Source organism: Aliivibrio finisterrensis (assembly GCF_008933155.1).
Lineage (GTDB): Bacteria > Pseudomonadota > Gammaproteobacteria > Enterobacterales > Vibrionaceae > Aliivibrio > Aliivibrio finisterrensis.
Genome location: NZ_WBVP01000055.1, coordinates 1 through 1,408, shown reverse-complemented (window position 1 = coordinate 1,408; position 1,408 = coordinate 1). Strand labels below are relative to the sequence as shown.

The 1,408-nt window shown below is 39.1% G+C and carries 1 protein-coding gene; it reads left to right on the top strand.

Going from position 1 to position 1,408, the window contains the following annotated elements:
- Positions 1 to 80 precede the first annotated feature (80 nt).
- Positions 81 to 1,408: hypothetical protein (locus F8B77_RS17225; RefSeq protein ID WP_151656887.1), on the top strand; the 1,328-nt coding region annotated here is incomplete at its 3' end.

Genomic DNA, 1,408 nt, shown 5'->3' with positions numbered 1-1,408 from the left:
CTTCTATCTGACTTAATGCACAAGCTTTGGTTTTATGTACTAAACTAAACTAAACTGAAAAGTACATAATGGTGCAGGCTATGAAAATCTTTCTTATTGCATGGATATTATTTTTCCTCTCAGGATGCACAGATGAATCAACCTTGATTACAAGTCAAGAAAGCATCCAAGGCTACCCTATTAATGGTTCGGCAGTTAAAGCGCCGTGGGTAAAGGCAGACGTATTACTTTACGAATTAGACTTATCTAAGCCAGATTTTTTAGGAGACTTGGTAAGTAAAGGTACGACAGATGAGCAGGCAAAGTTTATTGGAATAACTGTGCCAGATGTGACACGGCATTACTTGCTCCATGTTAAGTCGACTGAGGAAACGTACGAATTGGGGAGTAATGCTACCCCCATCATTAATGAACTTTATTCATTTCTACCAGCTAGCTTAGCCTCTGACGATACAGTAGAGAGGCATTTATTTGCAACGCCTCTTACGACAATGGCAGTGAAGTTAGCTATGCAAAAGGCAGATAGTAAAGAAGGACTATTTAAGGGAGATGAAGATGGAAACATAACTGAGTCAGAGTGGTTAGACTCCTTTAATATTTCAACGGATATTGTCAAATCGTTAATGGGCTACAGTCTGGTTGACGATATTGATATTTATACCCAAACGCCAGTTGTTGCGCATGCGTCTTCTGAAGGAAATAAGTCAGACGCTTTTCATTACCGCTTAGCTATTGAGGCAACAGGTGCCCTTATTCAACATCTATCAAAAGATAATGACAGTAATACCATATTCAATGATGTTTTATCAGATATGGCCGATGGTAACATTGAGGGCGCTGAGCATTATAATCTTGAGGATGTCACTCGTTTTAGCCAAGCTCTCATGACCCAACCTATCGTCAATGGGGGAGATCAAACATTAAGTGATTTCGCTGAATATTTACGATCTGAAGCGGCGAGTATTAATATTAATGATGATTTTAGCCACCAGCAACCGGCACAAACGTTAACCCAATATTATATGGTCGATGTTGATAATGATGGTTTCGTCAACAGTCGTGATGATGATGATGATAATGACGGTCTCAATGATATACAAGAGAGATTAACCGCGCGAGATACGACGTTACAGCCGCTGCAAATTTTTGAAAAATATGCGCAACAGGAGATAGGAGCAAGAACCCCGGCATTGAATGATTATAGTGATATCAACATTGACGTTTCTGATGAAGTCATTGACGAATTAAACGCATTTGTTTTTAATGAGTTAAACAAGATAGACAATGATTTTAGTGATATACAAAAAATAGAGGCGTATAAAACGCTTCAATCAGCTCCTCCAGGGACTGAACAATATCAACAAGCCCAGCAGATATTAGCAGTAAATGACACGCCTGATAGTACTCT